This is a genomic window from Vibrio sp. G-C-1, from assembly GCF_021728015.1.
GTDB classification, from domain to species: Bacteria; Pseudomonadota; Gammaproteobacteria; order Enterobacterales; family Vibrionaceae; genus Vibrio; species Vibrio splendidus.
In genome coordinates this window covers 61,680-80,410 of record NZ_JAKKCR010000008.1, presented here as the reverse complement: position 1 = coordinate 80,410, position 18,731 = coordinate 61,680, and the positions used below count along the sequence as shown (strand labels likewise).

The window sequence follows — 18,731 nt, the reverse complement described above, 5'->3', positions numbered from 1 at the left end:
GTAAACTCTTGCAAGATAACCCCCAATTAATTTGTATATCGATTTATACAGGCACACTACTTGGTGTGCCTTTTTTGGTTTTGGTTAAGCCAATCAGTTTAAAAAATCATCTGCAGAAGAACCAATAGCATCTATCAATTAATTAAAGCGCTTAGGTGTTCCCGTTTGCCATGGTGATGACACGTTTTAGCGTCCACCTTAATAACAAGGGAATACAGTCTTGTCCTTGATTCTCACAATGAGACACGATCGCTAAAGCCAGATCTGGTTTTGCGTGTTTCTTAAGAACTTTAGCCACGACTTTTTTCGCTGGGATAGGGTGATCGTAAGGAATCTTAACCATGTCTCTGAAAAAATTCTCAAACCCATTCATATACAAGTAGTGCTCGATGTCTCTGTCAGGAAGCTCTGTGAGGCGATGTCGCTCTTGATCGTTCCCAAGTTTAGATAGCACTGTTGCCGCATATTTTTTACCTGCTGCATCGCCATCGGTGACGACATGCCAATCGATGCCAAACTCTTGCGCGACTTTGATCAATGCCTTTAGTCCTGATTGAGCGAACTCAATAATCTGAACGCCTTCCGCAGCAAGGTTATACCCACATTGGTTGGCTAACTCGTTAAACAACCAGACTTCAGTCTCACCTTCTACTAATAACCAACAGCGAGCATACAGAGCACCTGAACGATGGAAACGAATATGAAAACCAATTCGACGAAGCTCATCTTTGCTAAAGTGGTTCATGTTGAGTTGGTTAGCGATGGTTTTATCGGACTGACGCACCAAACGACGAATCGATTGAAGTGGTACAGCAGCAAGTAGATCGCCACTGTTGGTGGTAAGGATTTTTTGCATAGGTAACTTCTGCATCAAGCTCCAAGCCCTTGCTAGGTGCGTTGGGTGCAGTCGACCCTCTGGATCTTCAAGGATCAAAAGAGGGCGCGCACATCGTCTTAAGTCTGTCGGCCCTTTGGCCTGTAGATAAGCGTTAAGTAAGCCCATGAATAACAGCCGAGTTTGTTTATTCTTGGTCTCCTCGACCAATTGATGAATGCTCTTGTCGTTCGCTCCAGCTGAGTACAGTAGCCCGTCACGCGGTTTTCTCGGATTCTTACGTGAGACACTCTTAAATGAGAAATAGTGTTCTATTAAGCTTTGCATTGACTCAAGACTACTGCGCATTTCACCTTTATTAACATGTCCGGGTATCGCCATAAGACGGCGGCAGGTGTTGTCGATCCGCTTTTCTATTCTTGCCTGACGGCCATTGCCATTGCTGCCGCTGCCGTTTCCATTCGTGCCATGACCATTGGTAGTGTGATTATGTCCGTTCCCATGCCCGTTATTTGGATTGTTGTTCCCATTGCCGTTTGCATTGTTAGCGTGACCGTTATTAGCGTGAACATTAGTCGGCAGGTGAGCATTGTGGTTGAGTGAATTTCCGTTGAAAGGGCGATCAAAGTGCCTTGCGTCTCGTAAACGGATCACAGGATGTAAGGTCATTAATTCTTGAGCGAGCTTTTCTGAGTGATGGAGTTTGAGCGGATTACCGTCTAAACCTAAGAATGCGTAGTTTGTGGTCGTTTCATATTGTTCTAATGTGGCACTGATTCGATAATAGATACGATGGACGCCAAATTCATCTTGAACCCATATAGGTTTAAGCTTGCGATAACGACCAGCGTTGAGTTCGCTCTTATCATTGGCTTTTAATGCGAGAACAATTTGAAGATGTTGAGACTGTGGATGTGAAACCGAGTAATCGACATGAAAATCAGTCATTTCGAAGTGATATGGCACACCGTCTGAGGGCAGAACGACGGAAAGGGCATCCAATAATGAAGACTTACCCCAGGTATTTTCACCAATAAGCGTGGTTAGCTCGTCAAACGCGAGTGACATGCGCTTGATACCTCGAAAGCCAGAAATCTCGATTCTTTCTAGTTGCATAGGCTTACTCCTAACGGAAGGCTCTGCTAATTGTTTGAAAGCTAACAGATATCTTTAATCATAATCGAAAAATACCAATCCGGTATGCTCACCTGTCACAAAACCCGTTGTTTATTTGTACGGATCAAAATGGGATTTTTGATCTATCTCGAGAATTTTTTTGCAGTGCAGTTTCATAAAATTCACGATTCTGTCATGATTCTCGACCTAGTATGAAGGGACAAAGAGAGAAGAAAATATGACTAAAAAGAATAAGCCGACAAAAATAGTGTTGGCACACATCAACGACACCCACTCATACTTTGAACCAACCTCGTTACAGCTATCACTTAAAATGAACAACCACATCATTGAACCTTATGTCAGTACTGGTGGCTTTGCTCGAATTTCAACACGCTTTAAACAAATAGAACAAGATGCCCAGCGTCAGAAGGTTGGAACCCTGTTCCTGCATGCTGGTGACTGCTTCCAGGGGACTTTGTACTTTTCTTTATTCAAGGGAAAAGCCAACGCCGATTTGTTGAATGCCCTTAATATAGATGCCATGACGCTCGGCAATCACGAGCTAGATATGGGTAATGAGCCCGTTGCGATTTTCGCGAAAAGAATCAAATTCCCATTGTTGGCCGGTAACTGGAATCTATCGAATGAGGATATCAATAAAACTCATACCTTAGCGGACAACGAAATTGTTAAGCCTTATCTGACTGAAACGCGAAGCGCTTCTTTTATAACGAAAGGGTTTGATGGCGAGAAGGTTGCAATATTCGGCTTAAGCATCGACAAGATGGCAGGCATTGCTAATCCAGATATCGATACACCATTTGAAAATGCTTTAGAAACAGCAAAAGCGACTATTAAGCAGATTCATAAAGCTGGCATCAACAAGATTGTGTTACTTAGCCATCTTGGTTACGAAGCTGATTTAGAGTTAGCAGCCAACGTAACAGGTATTGGCGTCATTGTTGGTGGTCATAGTCATCGCTTACAAGGTGATTTCTCTGATATTGGCTTAGTTAAAGATGATGGTTACGGCGTGAAAGTCGGTGACACCTATGTTGTGCAAGCGGGTTTCCACGCCATGAGCCTAGGACACTGCGAAATCGAGTTCGATGCTGAAGGCAAAGTGACTCACTTCAACGGTAAGAACGAACTGCTGTTAGGCCGTCGACTGTTTATAGACGCGAAATTGAGTGAAGTAGGGCAAGACGATGCTCATAATATGGCGTGTGAGTTTTTGAACAACCACCCCAATATTGCGGTATGTAAGAAAGATCCTGAGCTGCAGAGCATTCTGACGGATAAATACCAGCCGCGAGTTCGAAAGCTTCAGCAACAAGTGATTGCTCATGCAGACACAAAACTTCGCCATGTACGTATTCCAGATGATAAAGGCCCGAGCCAACTAGCGCCTTTGGTTGCTCAATCATTTCACCATCTAATGAACAAGAAAGGGCATCACGTTGACTTTGCTATTCACAACGCAGGTGGTGTTAGAAATTCACTGAATAGCGGCGATGTTTCTGTTGCCGATATTGCCGGAAAACTACTACCGTTTGCCGTACCCATTGGTGTGTATGAAGTAAAAGGTGAAACGATCGCTGGCATGCTTGAAGGTGCAATCAACAATGCATTGGATAATGGCGTTGTAGGGACAGGTTCAGGCAGCTTCCCTTATACGCATAACCTGAGGTTTTGTTACCACAAAGAAGCGCCTTTAGGACACAGGATTCACCATCTAGAAATCCACTCTGATGAATCGGGTTGGCAGACTGTTTCTCGCAACCGTATTTACCGAGGCGCGTCGTCAGCCTATACCATGAAAGGGAAAGAGGGCTATAACGCTGTGTTGGATATGATCGGTGATGGCACGGTAACCACTGACTCTATGGCTGACTGTTTCATCGAGTTTCTACAAGACCACCCAGAGTCACTGCAACACAACGAGCCACTGAATTGTTTGGAGTGTTTTAGATAGCCACAGGTAATACTTGTGATTGGTGTTATTAGTTTCGTCTATTTATAAATTTGGCATTGTTTATGCTTTATTCCTGCAGGTCGCCTTCTTGTGGAGATAAGCATGGATAAGAAAGATTGGTTAGATGCGGTAGCAGTGGTTGGTTGGGTATCGGTTTGGTCTGCGTTAGTGTACTTGGTACCCGCTGCAGGTTTATAACGTAGCGTGCCTTGAAGTGAACTGTCAGACAAAGCGCGTACAAGACTCGTTCGTTATTCGCATCATTGAGTAACGGATTTGTATCACTGAGTAACGGTATTAGGGGTTAACCCTCTCAGTAGTATTCTCAGAATCAATACGAATGTCGTTTTGACAAGCCTATAGAAATAAATGAGGAGCGTTTTGCTCCTTTTTTATTTATTTCAGAAAATTTTTCTAGACGAAACAAAGATAGAGGAATATTATCCACGCGTTTGGGGAGTAGTTAGCGCAAGTTTACATATCGTCATCTCGTTAGGCCAAGAGTCTATCCGGTATGTAAAGGTGAAATCCCATATTTCACTTCAACGAGACCAACGCAATCACAATCAAGATCCATCGTGGAACTTGATAGTTTTGTTTGCGGAAGGTCTTTGTACAGTTCTTCCGCCCGGAGGAATAATGAACTCAACTCAATCTCTATTATCTACAAATAGTGAATCCTTTTTTTCATCGCCAATCATGACGACTTATGCGGGCTTTTTCCTGCTGACAGTCATTCTCGTCTCTATTGATATCTATCAGACTCGTGGTGGTAGTGTAACCATCAAGAAAGCGGCAATTTGGAGCGTTTTCTGGTTTGTGCTCGCGTTTTTATTTGCTGGTTCCATTTACCTTTTTTGGGACATCTATGCGCCGAATAGTGAATACACAGCCCAAAAAGCAACCGTGTCATTCATTACCGGTTACTTGCTAGAAAAATCATTGAGCGTAGACAACTTGTTTGTTTTCGCGATGATCTTTGCTCAATACCAAGTTCCTGAGCATCTAAGACCTCGTGCGCTTCTTTGGGGCGTAATTGGTGCATTGGTGCTTCGTGCAATTATGATCGCATTAGGTGCTCAGCTATTGGCTGAATACCATTGGGTGCTTTATGTATTTGCTGCATTCCTAATTGGTACGGGTATTAAACTAGCGCTAGACAAGGGCGAAGAGGAGAGTGTGAATACGCTACCTGAGAAGTTACTTCGTAAAGTGATGCCAGTGACAGAAGACTTCCATGGTCCAGCGTTGATGATCAAGCAAGGCACTAAATGGGTACTCACGCCAATGATGTTGGTGATTGGTGCCATTGCGGTTATGGATGTGATGTTTGCACTGGATTCTATTCCTGCAATTTTCGCCGTTACGCGAGAGCCATTCTTAGTACTGGCTGCAAACGTATTTGCATTGCTTGGCCTTCGTTCTTTGTACTTTGTTCTGCAAGGCATGATGGATAAGTTCATCTACTTGAAGCCTGCACTGGCATTCATCATGGTGTTTATTGGTGTGAAAATGCTATTGGTTGACAGTGAGTGGGCTATCCCAACGTATTGGTCGCTAGCTGTTCTGATTTCTACTATGACGATTGCGGTTATAGCGTCGATTTATGCGAAGAAGCCAGACATTGAACAAGTAAATTAAAACAAAAATAACTTATCGAAAACTCGATAAGGATTAGGTGGTCAATGAAGATTGAAATTTATTTATGTAAATTTTTTGTGACATTGGCCACTGTTGTTTGAGGGTTATTTGTACTAAATGCATGATTTAGGCACTGTTGTGAATTTTTACTCATCAAGCGTGAATATGTATTTCGAGGTGTTGTTAATGGATTGTTTTATTAGAAAAACTAATCTGAATTTCTAATTTTAGTCATTTTTTAACCTGCAAAAGATCACCTATTATTCTTGTCATCAGAACGAACCACATAAACAAATTTATAGAGAGGCAATCATGGCTCAAGCAATGCAAATGAATACTATCGCTGTTCCTAACTCTATGGATAAGAAGACCTACTCGGTTAACATCAAAGGATTGATTGCACACATTTTCGATATTCTTTTCGTAGACAACTCTCCACGTAGTTACTACGCAAGCGACCTATCTGGTCACATGCAACGCGATATCGGTATCAACCGTTAGTCTCTGCGTTAACATGTAAAAATATAGAATTTAAAAAACGCCAGCTTTTAAAGCTGGCGTTTTTGTATCTGAAACAAGCTGTGCATCTGAAATAAACTACACATCTGAATAACCCCAGCATCTGAAAGAAACTCATCACCTGAAAGAAATACTTAGGCATAACGGTCTTTATTTGAGCGCCAGTAAATTCGCTTTGTACAAGGATCTCGGTATGTCACACGCCACACGCAATTCATCATTGCTTAAACTCTGTTTACTTGCCTTGCCAATCGGCGCCCATTCTTCTGTGTCGTTTGCACAAACGTGGAGTAACGAAGGCCAGCCTGCTCAGGTTATTGAGCTGTTTACCTCTGAAGGTTGTTCTAGTTGTCCACCTGCTGACACGTACCTTAGTACTTTTGCAGATCATCCAAAACTTTGGACCGAGGTCATACCGCTTGCTTATCACGTAGACTACTGGGACTACTTAGGCTGGGGAGACAAGTTCGCCAGCAAGGCATTCAGTCAGAAGCAACGTTTGTACAAAGCTTATGGGGTAACAAGTGGCGTCTATACACCGGGCTTTGTTGTCGATGGAAAAGAGTGGCGTGGTTACTTTAATTGGCTAGACAGAACGTTGCCTTCGCTCCAACAACAAACTAATCCCAAATTAACAGTGAACCATAAAGGCGATACGTTCAGCGTGAGTTACGAAGGCAAAGGGGATTATGTCGCTCATATTGCCTTGTTGGCGATGAACGAAGTCACCAGCGTTAAAGCGGGGGAGAACAGAGGTAAGAAACTTGAGCACGATTTTGTCGTGGTTTACGACGGCTATCAACGTGGTGAGTCTGAATGGCAATTCAATATCAATTTCTCCCCGTTAGTCGCTAAGCCAGATGCTGTAGCCGTGTGGTTAACTGAGCTCAACTCGTACACGCCAGAGCAAACGGTCGCGGGGTGGCTTAACTAAATTTGCGATAACTTGATATCTGGATGTGTTTTAGAGGGGCTTAATCGCTGAAACACGGGAGAAAGGGGCGATTTAGTTACGTAATACTGCTGAAATACGTTAATATAGCGCGCTATTATTTTAGCTTTGAGTTCCTGCAATTAATGACTAACACCACAACACCAACCAACTTCTCTGATCTTGGCTTAATCTCTCCTTTGATGGCTCGTTTAACAGAGCTTGAATACCAACAGCCAACGCCTATCCAAGCGCAAGTTATTCCAAGTGTGTTAGCAGGACGCGACCTAATTGCAGGTGCAAATACGGGTTCAGGTAAAACTGCAGCATTTGCACTGCCGCTGTTACAACAAATCCATGAAGATGCGCCTTTAGACCGCAGAGCAGGCAAAGGTAACTTTGTGTCTGGTCTTATCTTGGTGCCTACACGTGAACTTGCTAAGCAAGTGGCTGACAGCGTTAAGTCTTACGCAGTACACTTCAATGGTGCGATCAAAACGGTTTGTGTATTTGGTGGTGTATCGGTAAACACTCAGATGCAAGCGCTACGTGGCGGCACTGATATCTTGGTGGCAACACCGGGTCGTTTGCTGGATCTGATCTCAAGCAACGCTATCAAGCTAGATAAAGTAAAAACGTTAGTGCTTGATGAAGCTGACCGAATGTTAAGCCTTGGTTTTACAGAAGAACTAGACGCGATCTTGAAACTTCTGCCAAGCAAAAAACAAACCTTGTTGTTCTCTGCGACTTTCCCCGAGCAAGTTAAAACGCTGACTCACGAACTACTGAATGATCCAATTGAAGTTCAACTTCAAAGTGCCAATGCGAGCACATTGGTTCAGCGTGTATTCGAAGTAGAAAAAGGTCGTAAGACCGCATTGTTAGCGCACCTGATTCAACAGCACGAATGGCGCCAAGCTCTTATCTTCGTAAACGCGAAAAACAGCTGTGAGCACCTTGCAGACAAGCTTTACAAGCGCGGTATCATCGCAGAAGTATTCCACGGCGATAAAGGGCAGGGTTCACGTACTCGTATTCTTGAAGATTTTAAATCTGGCGAGATTGACGTTCTTATCGCGACAGACATCGCGGCACGTGGTCTGGATATCGAAAAGCTACCAGTAGTAATCAACTTTGACCTACCGCGTAGCCCATCAGACTACATGCACCGTATTGGCCGAAGTGGTCGTGCGGGTGAGGTTGGTCTAGCGCTATCTTTGATCGACCACGAAGATTACCATCACTTCACAATCATTGAGAAGAAGAACAAAATCCGTCTTGAGCGTGAGAAAATTGAAGGTTTTGAAGTGGATGAAGAAGCTACGGCTGAACTTGTTGCTGCATTAAAACCCGTTGCGCCACCGGCTGGCACAGGCAAAAAGAAAAAGAAGAAAGCACCTAAAAACCAAGATGTGTGGCTGAGAAACAACTGATATTGAGTCAGTAAAAAATAGAATTTCTAAAGGCGCTTAATTGCGCCTTTTTTGCGTCTGTAGTGAGGGGATTTGAGTCGTTAATAAACGACTGTTGCAGTGTTAAACAACCAGATAAGCGGCTCGAAGGATAGCGTCCTCCATAAGAGATTCAGCGATTCAACGCTTTGCTCATAACCTGTTCGGGTTTTGAGCAATTGGGTAACCGCGTGAAGACCTCGATTAAACCATTAGTGCTGGCCACTTCATTTTTCCTGTTTACCCAATACTCTTCTAGTGCTGCTGAATTTGAGGTTAAAGGGGTTAATAAAACTCTCACCGAAAATGTAGAATTATATTTAGAACCTTTAGCCGATGTTCCTGCATCACAGCTATCAAAAACGAAGCTATCTAAACGTATTCAAGATGCACTCAACCCTTATGGTTATTATCACCCACAGATCGATATCGACCTCAATGATTCTGATAAAGTGATCATTAACGTCGATTCTGGTCCTGTCATGCGCATCGCAGAATCGATAGTAAAAATTACAGGTGCAGCTAGTTTAGATGCGGAGTTCATCAATATACTCAATCAAAGCAAGTTAGGCTCAGGTTTAACTTTGTCTCACCAAGAATACGACCAAACTAAGCGTGCGATTTTCTCTTTAGCAAAGCGGAAAGGTTATTTTGACGGTAGGTTTATCGAGTCAAAGATTGAGGTTATTCCTAGCGAGAACATCGCGAATATACACTTGTATTTTGCAAGTGGTCCACGCTACAAGTTCGGTTCTATAAGTATTCCTGATGATGGGGTTGAGCCTACTCGTATCGAGAAAATACCTACATTTAAAAAAGGTGATGACTTTGACACCATCAAGTTAGGTGAACTGCAATCTGATTTGTCTGACACTCTATGGTTTCGCAGCGTCGTTGTGCACAGTGAGTTCAACCACCTTGATAACAGTCTGGAAGTCCCAATTGAAATCATCGCGGAGCCAAGCTCACGTGATATTGTTCAAGTTGGTGGTGGTTATTCTACCGATCTCGGATTTCGAGCCTCTCTGAACTGGTTAAAACCTTGGTACAACCAAAGGGGACACAGTTTTGAAACTCAAACGTATTTGTCTGAACAAGAGCAGTCGCTTCAATTAGGGTATAAAATCCCGACGGAAAAGGTAACGACCGATTACTTTGGTATTCAGTTTGAATCGAAACGTATTGATCATCGAGACACAAAAAGCTTTTCAAACGATCTTAAGTTTGAACGTTACTGGCAACTAGACAGCGATTGGCAAAGTACTATTTACGTCAAATACTTGCACGAGCAGTACCGTCAGGCCTCTGAAGAAGAGCAATCTCAATTGTTCTTACCTGGAATCAGCTTTTCTCAGGTTGATCGTAAGAATGATCAATTGGAGCTTAATCATCGACACATGTATTCTATTGAGTATTCTGACCCTAGTCTGTTGTCTGATTCAAGGCTGTTGCGGTTGGAAGGAAACAGTGTAGTTTCTTGGGATATTAGTGATGAGCAAAAGCTTCATTTCCGTTCTAACGTCGGCATTAATATCGCAAAATCATTATCGGATGTGCCTTCCTCGCTTCGTTATTTTGCTGGTGGAGACGGCAACTTGCGGGGCTATGGTTATGAATCGATTTCTCCTAGAGACGAGAATGGCGAATTAACGGGGGCACGTTATATGTTAACGGCTGGAATCGAGTATCAGCATCAAGTCTATCGTTCAATTTGGTTGGGTGCCTTTCTTGATGCGGGAGATGCATTTGATCAACAACCATATTGGAAGCGTGGCACGGGAGTGAGCTTGATTTGGAACTCACAGCTTATGCCAGTCAAACTCGATTTTGCCTATGGTCTGGATGCGCCCGAAGGTGATGAATTCCGTATCCATTTTTCTCTAGGCACTCAGTTTTAATATTTACGGTTCTCAGGGAGGGTTTGATCCATCTAATGGGATTCTAGGAAATCAAGCAAGCGTAATAACCTTTGTGCTTAAATAAACATAAAGGTAAATACGATGAAAAAAGTACGATTTGGCGTCTTTGGTAATATGGGACCTGAAGCTGATGCGTTATTCCAAGATATCGTTGCTAAGAAAGAGATCGAGCATGGTGCGCTAAAAGACCAAGATCATATGGCCATGATTGTGGTTAAAAATTCAGATATTCCGGACCGCTCTGAAGCGATTAACGAAGGCGGCACCGACCCTGTTCCAGAGCTGATTGAGTCAGCGTGCATTTTAGAACATGCCAATGTTCAATTTGGCGTAATGACCTGCAATACCGCTCATTACTTCAGACCTGAAGTTCAAAAACATACCAATGTTTATATCGTCGATATGCTTCAAACCACCGTTGATCAGATCAAAGAAGATAATCCGGAAGCAATTGTTGGTATTCTGTGTACCAATGGTACTTACAACTCGGGAATCTATGATCGTTACCTAACGGACGCCAATCTGGTGTTTGTTAAGCCAGATGCCTTTGAGCAAGAGCATAACGTACATAGCGCTATCTATGGTGAAGTGACGGGTGAGATGACAGAGTGTGGTCAAGCGATTCGTAAAACAAACGGTATTAAAGCCGGTCAGTTTGACCATAATGCAGCTCTACTTTCGATTGCTGTACAAAGTATCGTTGATAAAGGGGTAAATACCGTGATTTTAGGGTGTACTGAACTTCCTCTTGTTAGAAAACAGCTTGCAAGTGCATTTCCAACTATCAAACTTATTGACCCTATGGAAGCTGTGGCTGAGCGTGTTGTAGATATCTATCGACTAGCAGAACAGTATGTCGAACGTGACCATCTTGATTACGACATTAATGATGTTGAATCTATTTACACAACGTTAGATATGGTTAACTACGTAGCCAAGAGAGCGATGACTCGTCGTTTATAAACTGAGATCTGCTTGCCTGAAACATAAATAAACCGCGAATTATGCGGTTTTTTATGTTTTGAAGATTGATGAGTTACAAAGAATTGCAGACAAATAAGGACTTTACGATTCTGACACACTCACGGGCATTAGTATTAAAGCTCAAACTCGCCGTTTATTTTGCGGAACAACCAATCCGGCAACTTATTCCATGAACTGTAATCAGGGTTCTTAATCTGTTTTTGTTCCCCTGAAACCCAAGTAGTCTCACCTGATTGGGCACGTGACACCTCCCAGAACAATTCGTCTTTCTGACGCGTTAAGTGACGTATCACTTGCTGAGCAAACGCTTCGCTGTCGATCAGTACCCCCAGCTCGACATTCAAAAAGTCCGATCTTGGGTCAAAGTTAGAAGAGCCAATGTAGGTAAAACGGTCATCTAAAATTACTGTCTTGTTGTGGTAGTAGGTATCAACATGAAAGTAGTGATCATCATTGATAGCTTGGCTTTTGTACTCATAGATACTTACGCCTTTGTCGAGTAAAGTCTCACGGTGTTTTTCGTAATAAGCTGGTACAAAGCCTGAATCATTGGAAGCCGATGAGTTGGTCAGTAAAGTGACTTCGGCTTGGTTCTCTCTGAGCGCATCGACAAACACAAACTGATTATCGCTTGGCACCGTATAAGGCGTAGAAATTATAGCCTTAGTTGGCGTCGCTACTTTTTGCTTCATTAAGTGCTCTGTACGTTGACGAAAGTAAGGCTTGTTGTCATTGAGCTTCTCCAGTGAGTCAAATACCGGCGTGACAGAGGCCGAAATGAACTTCGGTTGGTTTAAGCTCTTTATCTGCCTTTCGACTTCAGACGTGATCAACGCTTTATTCTTCTCGCCTTTATTTAACGCTTTGGTGAACGCTTGGTATTGTTCGGTCTCTTGGATTTGAATACGCTCTTGAATTGGCACTACGTATTCGCTCTCCCAAAGTGCTTGGTAGTTGCAGTCGAAAGACGCTATTACTGTACCTCGAAACAGAACGTCCATATCAAAGAAATTGGCATTTTCGCTATAACCAAAGTAATCATTACCAATATTTCTTCCGCCCAAAATCATCGATTGGTGGTCAACATTGAAGTACTTCTCGTGAAGTCGATTATCCAGTTGTTTTTGGTGAGTCGAGAAATTAAACGCACGTCCTATCCAGCCAGCTTTACGTGAATCAAACGGATTGAACAAACGGATTTCAATGTTTGGGTGCGAGTCTAGCTCGGCTAACCATTTGTCATTGAATACCAGCAAGTCATCCAGTGTGAGGCGCACGGTCACATCGCGATCAGCGGCGTGTGTTAGCTCGTTTAACAGCATCAGACCCAGAGTGTCGTTTTCCCATGAGAAGTAGGTCATATCTATGGAATGTTGGGCTTGGCGAACCAGATCAATACGGCGAGCAAAGGCTTCAGGCGCGCTAGGGATCAAATAGACTTCGGCTTGATGTTCTGTGCTTTGCCAGTTAGCTTCGAAATCGGGGTCAACATCGGGGTAAGGTTGGGCACATCCTGCGACCAAAGCAATCAACATTATTGTGCATGCTGTTTTTAGTTTGCTAAATGTCATAACTAACCTGCGTTTAAACATGAAATTTGGATATAAAAACGGCCAGCGAGCTGGCCGTTAAAGTAGGAGGGGTGTTGAAGATGTTTAGTTAAGGTACCAGTCCCAAGGCATAAGACCTTGCTCTGCTAGACCCGTTAAGCGACCTTCACGAAGCTTAGGATCAACACCTGGGTTTGTGACATAATCCCAGTCGAAGGTAGTACTGTTTTCGCTGAATCCTGCACCATCAATTACAAGCACATTGTCGGCTGCATCGCTGTACTGGTAGCTCTGGAACAATTCATCGCTAAACCAAAGACGCGACATTTCGTTCATCAATACCTTCTCATTGCTTGTCGGGTGAATATCACTACCGTCAAAGCATATAGCTTTGTTGAACATAAATGGCAGTTCTGAACCGTTACATGCGCCGCTGATGCAACCGATCGTTTTGAATAGATCAATGATTGACAGTTGGTCGTATTCGCCCGTTTCTTCATTTAGACCTGTTTTAAAGTTCCACATGTTAAAGCTTGGTTTGTGCTCAAAGTGGTATAGCGTTGCTTCTACTTTGCTATTTGCTGCCATATAACGAGCAGGGCCATTGAACAAGGTGTCATTTAGCAGGGTTTTAAATTGCGTCATGTTGTCAAGAGCACCACCTATGTCAGCTTCTGAGTTAGGGTAGAAATCCGTTAGAGCCAGAATATCTTGGGTTTGTTGGTGGCTAGTGATATCAACAATGTCGACCAAGCAACCTACGGTACCCGTAATGTCACTGGTATCAATGCATCCAGTCATTTCAAGTAGATCACCTTCTAGCTTGGCACCATAAAATAAACCCGTTACTGCGCTGTAAGCACTGCTTGGCAATGCAAGATCTGCTGAAGTTTCATCACTTGCTTGCTCAGATAGTTTTTGCTGCAGAAGAACGATGTTGTTTTCATCTTCTAACCAGTTAACCATAGCTAGAGCTAGCTTTGCTGGATCTTCATTAGTAAGCAGTTCAGGTTCATCATCTGTTAATAACTCGATGACCGTCGGAATTAAGAACGTAGTGGTAAAGAGCATGCCAAAGCTGTTCGCTTCATGTGCATTTTCACCTAGGACAGTTGGTACTGAGAAGCCTGCTTGCGTTGGTGATTCTGCTGATTCGCTACAGCTACCAAGGATACTAGTTTTTTCACACAATATGTATGGAGCAAAAGGCACCAGGTTTGACATTGGAGTCTCATCTGCGGTTGGGCTCAGAATTGGGATTTGCAAAGAACCTAACAACCAATTTTTTAGCTGTTCAATACCATTCAAAGCTGTTTCTTGCGACGCCATGATCTCGTCGATCGAAGTGTCTACATCAAAGTCATTGTTGCGGTCCTTAGCAACGTCATAGCTAGGATACTCAAAACCATACGGGTTGCTTTGCATAATGGCACGTTGGAAATATTGACCTGCGATATTGTCATCTTGTTGCAAGAAACCAATAGACATAGCACCTGAGCCTTGACCCATAACGGTTACGTTTTGAGCATTACCACCGAAGTCAGCGATATTGTTATGTACTCACTCTAAGGCGCGCTTCTGGTCACCTAGGCCATAGTTGCCATCTTCGTTCGCGCCTTTAATCCATTGAGTACCTAACTGACCAAGACGGTAGTTCAAGCTTACATAGATGAAAGGCTTACCATCGTCGCTTCCTTGAGCAACCACGGTATCACCGTGCACAAGTGCTTCAGAACCTGAGCCATATTCAAAGTCACCACCGTGAATGAATACATAAACCGGTAGGTCTGCATCAGCATCTACGCCTACTGGGCGCCAAATGTTAAGGTTCAAACAGTCTTCAGATTGTGTCTGTGAAACGGTCTTCAATTGAGGACATGCATCACCAAACGCAGTGGCATCAATGTCACTCCCAAGATCAACAATGTTACTTTGCTCAAAGCGCTCTGCTTCGGCAAATTTAATGCCTTTAAAAGACTCAACAGAAGCTAGCTTGTCGACGGCACTATTTGAAGTAATCACCAGCTCTTCTTTAGACGCTGTGATCATCACATCGCCGATTTGAGCGGTAAACGTTTCAGCAGGGGCAGGCACGAGAGGTTCAGGTTTGTCTGGCATTGGAACCGTTGGTTGGCTCTCGTCGCCGCAACCTATAAGGGCCGAAGCAATAGTCAAAGCAATAAGAGAGCGATATGCAATAGTCATAAAAAATGTGTCCACAATAGAATTCGGTAAAATAACGAACCGCGCATCGATACCGTCAAACCTGTAGATCCATAAGGTGATGGCTCCGTCTTTGGAGCATCTGACGTTGTGTTTCTTCGTGTGTTATCTACTGGATAACCAACGTTGGCGCGTTTTCATTTGTATGATGTCGACCTAATACAACGTAGGTTCACATCAGAAATTTGGTTAGATTTAGTCTAGAAGCGGTAGCCGAGATTTAATGTCAGTGCATCGCGCGTTTCGCCTTTGTTGTACAAAACGGTTAAGTTGTAATTTTTACCGATTTGCTTGTTGAAACCCGTTAGGAGAGCCCATTCGTTTAGCTCGACACCAACGTCATAATCAAATTCAATGTCACCGGTTTTTACAGTACCTTGCATGCGTGAATCTAAACCTTGGTATTCCGCACCTACGAAAAATTGAGCGCGATAATCGACTAATTGATAACCCAGCATTGGTTGAACTGTAACAATGCCTTCTCCCCAATCGTCTAATCCTTTTAGGCGTGTTTGCGAGTAAGTGCCGGTAACTGAGGCAAAAAACTCTTTGTAACCAACTGATAACGTTGTACCCAGACCTCGGAGATCATATTCAAGGTGAAGTGGAACGTTTAAGCGACCACTGTTACACAGTGCAGATACACCTTCACAAAGTTTGTCACCCAATCCTGGTAGTTTGTCGTTAAGTTTATCTTTGAGAAATTGCCCAGCTTCCCCTGTATAAGACGCGTCGACATTTGCATCGACATTAACCTTTCCTATGTATCCGAACACATTCCAAAACGGTAGGATATTTACGTCACCTCGGATAGATAAACTCTCTGCATTGACGATGCCCACACTGTCGTCGGGATCGAACAAATCGTTTAAACGAACACCCCCGATAGTGAAATCGTTGAAGGGAACATTCATGTTTTGGTTTCGGTAAGCAACAGAAACACCGAATGGAAGCGGCATATCGATGCCTTTACGGCGCACCATGTCCCCCATTAATGGAAAGATGCGGTCCAGCTTTACGCTCGCTTCTTGCATTCTTGGGTCTGAGACTTCCTGAAGTCTTGCTTCATTTAGAACTTGTACGCCGTTGTCATCTGCGTATAGCGCCACTGGTTCTACCAAACTAGTCATCTTCATCGGTTTATTCTTCGTTGTGCCGACGACTTCTGTTGTTTTGCGTGCAATAACGAGCTTGCCAGACTCCAATGTGTTGAACTCAATCTCTTGGTTGTAGCTTTCTACCTTGTAAATATGGTGTGTAAAAGGCTTGTCATTGGTGATCAGCATTCGCTTTGGTTCACCGTCGACTAATTCGATATCGACATTCAAGAATCGGAAATACGCGATATCTTGAGGTAAGCCATACTTCGAATAATCAAAGCTAATGATGACTTTGTTGTCGTCGATTTCTTGCACGCGCACTGAAGAAGAATCAAAGCTTTCGGCATAGTCACGTAAGCGATATTCAGTACGAGTGAAAGCTTCTATTTCATCCAGTAGATCATCGTTATCGTCCAGTTCTTCTGGGTTATATTTTATACGTAGGTCTATGTTGCCTTTACTGTCGGTGTTTTTTACTAGGTAGACGCTTGAGTCACGAATTTCATCACCGACTTGAAGAGTACGACGCGCATGTTCGACCAAGTGCTCACCTTGAACCAATGAGCTGATTGCTAGTTTTGGTAAGTCGTGGCTGATGCCATATTTGTCAAACAGGGCACGTCCTTTTTCCATGGCTTCGCTGTAAGTTTTAGTTTCTTCTGCGGCTGAAGCTAAAGAGGGTGTTGTAAGTAGCAGGGCGCTCGCTAATACAGAAAGAGTATGGGTCTTACAGGCGCTAGTGCGTATTTCAAAAAAACTCATGACGGTTTCCACTCTGAGTAGCCTCAAACCTTCGAGACTCAAACAGTCGATGTTGTACTGAACCTCGTGTTCAGTTTGTTATGTATGTATCCATAAGGATTTCCAATGTGAATGTCGCGTTTAAAAATGCATTGCGCCAATCAATGATAGGATTCTAAGGTGAGGGTGGAAATGTCGTTAATCGCGTTTGATGGACGCCATCCTCACTTAATTGCTTTTCAGTGGTATTCTTTGGCAACTAATTGATTTTAAAACTTAATGTGTTCATAAGGCAGGCAGGTAAATAGAAAGGAAAACGGCCTGCGAAGCAATATGCTTGGCAGGCCGTTACATGTTTATGAGGTAGTGCAGGCGTAATTTTAAACCGTCACTTTTACTCTGAATAGATCAGTAAATAGTTTCGCTATCATCAAAATGATTAAGATATTGACCAACATTAATAGTGGTGTTTCTATTTGATAGACTGGTGTCAGGTTGAGTGCACCAGATGTAAGAACCACCAATAAGTTAATACCCAATATTCGATGTACCATTAGTTTAGGTGTCGCGAAGACTTTCCATATCACCATGATATTAACGAAGTAGAATAGGGCAAGTTGCCAAAGCTCGGTCATCAAAGGCATCACGAAGATGTATTGAAGTAAGATCACTGAACCTGTACCAAGCACGCCGAAAAATGCATCTTTGATGATACTCGGTGGCATTGTAGGTACCATTGAAGAAAAAACGCCCGCAAGCATTGGAAAAATAAAGCCACCCGGCATTGGAAGATATATCCATATCAATAGCGAAGTTACGAACATCGACACACCTTGTAGGACCTTGCGTCCGTCTTCATTCAAATGTTGAACAAACGTACGATGAGCGCGATGCCAAGACACGTCTTTATTATCGCCCATTACATTGGGTTCACCTTCAATAAGTGATTGATCTGGTGTTAGTGTATTAAAGCTCTTCAAGTTGTTGGTAATAACGGCCCATTGAATACCCAAGTCAGATTCACTGTGACTTTGCTCAAGTAATGTATCTTGTATATGCGCCATCTCGTTGATACGTAAGCGCCATGTTTGGCTGTTCTCTTTAAGATGGTAACTACCAGTAAGTGGCAAATCTAAAAGTTGATACAACTTATCAATATTGGCGGTGTTACTTTCAAGTGCGTTGATGTCGATGTTGTCTAGGTTTTCCATTATTTCTAATAGTGAATTTCTACTGGTTTCAAATCGTTGTATAAAATTTAACTCTGTGTTGACTGGCCAAATTAAACGATAGACGATAGAAAAAGTTACGATACCAAGTATGGTTTCTTGTATACGTAGCACGGCAAAATGGAAGGTCACTTGGCTATCAAACCCGCCCATACAAGAAATAATCGAACAGACTGCGAAACCAATTGAAAACACATAGCCATATTTCTCGTCACTAGACATGAAAATGCAAGTGCCTAAGAACAATGTAAAAAATGTCAGAAACAAAAATCGGTCTTGTGAAAACATCGCAATGAGGAAAAAGGCATAACCGGTCCCTAACAAGGTTCCCATTAACCGGTTATGCCCTTTGTTTATAGAGTGAGCAAAGCTCTCATTCAACGCCATCACTGCAACTGCAATCGCTGCCCAATAAGGTTTTTCCCATTGGAACCATAGTGCTAAGCATATAGCGATAACAATAGAGAACGCCGCTTTTATCGCTTCTTTAGTCGACGCATTGAACATAGAAAAC

11 protein-coding genes and 1 pseudogene are annotated in these 18,731 nt (G+C 43.0%); 7 read left to right on the top strand and 5 right to left on the bottom strand.

What is annotated here, in order from left to right; genetic code table 11:
* Window positions 1-151: 151 nt before the first annotated feature.
* Complete coding sequence (locus L3V36_RS13365; protein WP_208774853.1) at window positions 152-1,951, bottom strand: ATP-dependent endonuclease; 1,800 nt, start codon at window positions 1,949-1,951, stop codon at window positions 152-154.
* Between the two features lie 238 nt (window positions 1,952-2,189).
* Here L3V36_RS13365 and L3V36_RS13360 point away from each other — a divergent pair, with 238 nt between their 5' ends.
* The 7 genes from L3V36_RS13360 (at window position 2,190) to L3V36_RS13330 (ending at window position 11,353) form a co-directional block, all read left to right on the top strand.
* Window positions 2,190-3,929, top strand: coding sequence for a bifunctional UDP-sugar hydrolase/5'-nucleotidase (locus L3V36_RS13360; RefSeq protein WP_208774851.1), 1,740 nt, complete (start codon window positions 2,190-2,192; stop codon window positions 3,927-3,929).
* Window positions 3,930-4,568: 639 nt separating this feature from the next.
* Window positions 4,569-5,570 (top strand): TerC/Alx family metal homeostasis membrane protein, encoded by a 1,002-nt coding sequence (locus tag L3V36_RS13355; protein ID WP_029222116.1) that lies wholly within the window; start codon window positions 4,569-4,571, stop codon window positions 5,568-5,570.
* Window positions 5,571-5,882: 312 nt separating this feature from the next.
* Window positions 5,883-6,071, top strand: coding sequence for a hypothetical protein (locus L3V36_RS13350; protein ID WP_017079198.1), 189 nt, complete (start codon window positions 5,883-5,885; stop codon window positions 6,069-6,071).
* A 211-nt stretch (window positions 6,072-6,282) separates the two neighbouring features.
* Entirely contained in the window at window positions 6,283-7,023 is a 741-nt protein-coding gene (locus L3V36_RS13345; RefSeq protein WP_102447378.1) for a DUF1223 domain-containing protein, read from the top strand.
* A 143-nt stretch (window positions 7,024-7,166) separates the two neighbouring features.
* Window positions 7,167-8,453 carry a DEAD/DEAH box helicase gene (locus tag L3V36_RS13340; RefSeq protein WP_102447379.1) on the top strand — a complete coding sequence of 429 codons (1,287 nt, stop codon included), beginning with the start codon at window positions 7,167-7,169 and terminating at the stop codon, window positions 8,451-8,453.
* Between the two features lie 197 nt (window positions 8,454-8,650).
* Entirely contained in the window at window positions 8,651-10,369 is a 1,719-nt protein-coding gene (locus L3V36_RS13335) for an autotransporter assembly complex family protein (protein ID WP_102447443.1), read from the top strand.
* A 102-nt stretch (window positions 10,370-10,471) separates the two neighbouring features.
* Entirely contained in the window at window positions 10,472-11,353 is an 882-nt protein-coding gene (locus L3V36_RS13330; protein ID WP_017095573.1) for an amino acid racemase, read from the top strand.
* A gap of 134 nt (window positions 11,354-11,487) precedes the next feature.
* On the opposite strand, the gene L3V36_RS13325 is transcribed toward L3V36_RS13330, so the two are convergent.
* The 4 genes and pseudogenes from L3V36_RS13325 to L3V36_RS13310 all read right to left on the bottom strand — a co-directional run bounded on the left by L3V36_RS13325 (window position 11,488) and on the right by L3V36_RS13310 (window position 18,724).
* Window positions 11,488-12,945: a phospholipase D family protein gene (locus L3V36_RS13325; protein WP_208774849.1), complete on the bottom strand. Its 1,458-nt coding sequence runs from the start codon at window positions 12,943-12,945 to the stop codon at window positions 11,488-11,490.
* Between the two features lie 84 nt (window positions 12,946-13,029).
* Window positions 13,030-15,129 (bottom strand): annotated as a pseudogene (locus L3V36_RS13320) (carboxylesterase family protein).
* 218 nt (window positions 15,130-15,347) lie between these two features.
* Entirely contained in the window at window positions 15,348-17,009 is a 1,662-nt protein-coding gene (locus L3V36_RS13315; RefSeq protein WP_017095570.1) for a hypothetical protein, read from the bottom strand.
* 359 nt (window positions 17,010-17,368) lie between these two features.
* Window positions 17,369-18,724 carry an FUSC family protein gene (locus L3V36_RS13310; protein WP_017090882.1) on the bottom strand — a complete coding sequence of 452 codons (1,356 nt, stop codon included), beginning with the start codon at window positions 18,722-18,724 and terminating at the stop codon, window positions 17,369-17,371.
* Between the last annotated feature and the right edge of the window lie 7 nt (window positions 18,725-18,731).

Excerpts from the sequence above, each read along its gene's own strand:
- L3V36_RS13325 (WP_208774849.1), bottom strand. The coding sequence starts at position 12,945 with ATGACATTTAGCAAACTAAAAACAGCATGCACAATAATGTTGATTGCT.
- L3V36_RS13360 (WP_208774851.1), top strand. The coding sequence starts at position 2,190 with ATGACTAAAAAGAATAAGCCGACAAAAATAGTGTTGGCACACATCAAC.
- L3V36_RS13330 (WP_017095573.1), top strand. The coding sequence starts at position 10,472 with ATGAAAAAAGTACGATTTGGCGTCTTTGGTAATATGGGACCTGAAGCT.
- L3V36_RS13340 (WP_102447379.1), top strand. The coding sequence starts at position 7,167 with ATGACTAACACCACAACACCAACCAACTTCTCTGATCTTGGCTTAATC.
- L3V36_RS13365 (WP_208774853.1), bottom strand. The coding sequence starts at position 1,951 with ATGCAACTAGAAAGAATCGAGATTTCTGGCTTTCGAGGTATCAAGCGC.
- L3V36_RS13350 (WP_017079198.1), top strand. The coding sequence starts at position 5,883 with ATGGCTCAAGCAATGCAAATGAATACTATCGCTGTTCCTAACTCTATG.
- L3V36_RS13315 (WP_017095570.1), bottom strand. The coding sequence starts at position 17,009 with ATGAGTTTTTTTGAAATACGCACTAGCGCCTGTAAGACCCATACTCTT.
- L3V36_RS13355 (WP_029222116.1), top strand. The coding sequence starts at position 4,569 with ATGAACTCAACTCAATCTCTATTATCTACAAATAGTGAATCCTTTTTT.
- L3V36_RS13310 (WP_017090882.1), bottom strand. The coding sequence starts at position 18,724 with ATGTTCAATGCGTCGACTAAAGAAGCGATAAAAGCGGCGTTCTCTATT.
- L3V36_RS13345 (WP_102447378.1), top strand. The coding sequence starts at position 6,283 with ATGTCACACGCCACACGCAATTCATCATTGCTTAAACTCTGTTTACTT.